This is a genomic window from Moorena sp. SIO4A1, from assembly GCF_010672065.1.
Classification (GTDB): Bacteria; Cyanobacteriota; Cyanobacteriia; order Cyanobacteriales; family Coleofasciculaceae; genus Moorena.
On the sequence record NZ_JAAHHX010000377.1, the window covers coordinates 1 to 2030 of the forward strand.

The window sequence follows — 2030 nt, forward strand, 5'->3', positions numbered from 1 at the left end:
GCTGCTAGACACTCCTGTTATAGCCAAGCTTAACAATTTGGGTTCAATGATGTAAAGTAAAAAATTTTGTGGCTTTTGTGGAGATATTTTATGGCGAGAATATTGTATTATCACCAGCAATCAAACTTTTATAGGAAAATTCGGATCTTGTTAGCTGAAAAAAAAATAGACTGCGAACTCAAAGAAGTTAATCTTAAGAATAAACCTTCGGAATTTATTAAAGTTTCTCCCATTGGTAAAGTACCGGTGTTTGTAGAATAAGATGGTACAGTTATTTGGGATTCTACATTAATTGCAGAGTATTTAGACGAAACTTATCCACAACCTCGTTTTTCCCCAAGTCATATTCGAGAACGGCTTGAGTGTCGTAAATGGGAAGAATTAGCAGATAACTTAGGTGATAATATCATCAACTTATGGATACTAAATTTGACCAATAATCTCGCCCCGACTCCCTACCGGGCAAAAATAGAAACGTCAATTAATCGCCTTTTACCAATTTTTGAGGAACAATTAGCCCAATCTCAATATTTATTAAGCAATGACACATGGACAGCAGCAGATGTAGCAGCGTTATGTTCCTTGGGTTACTATAGCTTTCGCTTAAATGAAGATTGGGTTTTGCAATATCCTAACATAGGAAATTGGTTCGATAAATTACACGAGCGTGAGTCGGTCAAGTCAACTGTTCCTATGCCGTTAAATTAAGTATGAAACACCAGACAAACGGACAATAAAAAACTGAAATTTAGAGGCTTCTGATCAGCAAATGCAGGAGCATTCACAGATGAGTAGTGAATAATTTCAGGATTGGGTTTTTAATTACAAGCCATCGTCAGCGTTAATTGAGATTAAAATGAATCACTACTACAAAAAAAATGTTGTGATTATCGGAGGGGGGCCTGCAGGATTAGGGGCAGCTTTAATGTTAGCCCAAAGAGGCTGGAAAAATATTACGGTTATTGAAAAAAGACCCTCAGCCGACTATTACGAACCGGATAAATCCTTTAGTTATCAAATTGATGGCAGGGGGCAAAAATTAACCGATTTATTAAAACTAACTCCCAAACTAGCTAATGTGAGTGTCCCTAGTACTGACTTTTACTTTACTCTCATTCAAAAAGACGGCACACGGAAAACAACGAAACTACCCATTGCTGATTCTAAACGCAAAACTGCCTACTGGCTGCCCAGAGCATCTTTTATAGAGTTACTTTACCAAGAAATTCAACACCATTGGCAAGATGAAATTAAGGTTTTATTTAAAACTGAATGTATAGAGATTAAACAACATTTAGAGCATTTAGAAATTATTACCCAATCTAGGGACAATAAACCATTGACACTGACTCCTACTCTGTTAGTGGGTTGTGATGGTTTAAATTCTATTGTGCGTCAAACTCTGCATGAATGGGAAAAAGGTCAATCAAATTCCTTTGAAATGCAAAAGTTTTCTTCTCCTAGTTCCGGTTTAAAATATAAAGTTCTCACCTTACCTCCTCAATTTCCTCTATCAGAACAAGAAGGAGATGTAGCACAATCTACAATGGCTTATGCCATTCGGTCTACTTTTAAAGAGCGTAAAAAAGCAATTAATCTGGGTTTATTACCCTTGAAAAATCCGAATCAACCCAGAACTGCAAATATTATTACCTACCCTGATCATCAAATCTGGCAACTAGAAACCCCAGTAGACGTTGAACAATTCCTGAAACAAGCATTTCCTCAGATTCCCCTGGAAAAAATTATTGACCCTGAAGAAATAGCCAGATTCACATCCAGTGAGGGGGGTAAATTTCCGATTCCTCAATATTGTTCAGGATTGTATCAAATCTGGGGAAACCCTGAAGAGAGTCAAGGAACAGCCGTAATTTTATTAGGAGATGCAGTTCATTGTTTTCCTCCTGACATTGGACAAGGCGTTAATTCTGCTTTAGAAGATATCTATGTTTTCCAGGAAATATTAGCCGAAACTAAAGATAATCTTTCTGAAGCACTTTATCGCTATCAAAACCTACGCCAATCCGATA

General features: G+C 37.0%; 3 protein-coding genes. All 3 read left to right on the top strand.

The genetic code is table 11. From position 1 onward, the window contains the following. Positions 1-90: 90 nt before the first annotated feature. A complete protein-coding gene (locus tag F6K53_RS38465) occupies positions 91-261 on the top strand; it encodes a glutathione S-transferase N-terminal domain-containing protein (RefSeq protein WP_229415236.1) in 171 nt (56 codons plus the stop codon). Between the two features lie 168 nt (positions 262-429). Then, positions 430-708, top strand: coding sequence for a glutathione S-transferase C-terminal domain-containing protein (locus tag F6K53_RS38470; protein WP_293085082.1), 279 nt, complete (start codon positions 430-432; stop codon positions 706-708). Between the two features lie 148 nt (positions 709-856). After that, positions 857-2030 (top strand): NAD(P)/FAD-dependent oxidoreductase (locus tag F6K53_RS38475; RefSeq protein WP_293085085.1); only part of this gene is annotated, 1174 nt, incomplete at its 3' end.

What these genes read in the sequence shown, in the direction of transcription:
- F6K53_RS38465 (WP_229415236.1), top strand. Translation starts at nt 91, where the DNA reads ATGGCGAGAATATTGTATTATCACCAGCAATCAAACTTTTATAGGAAA.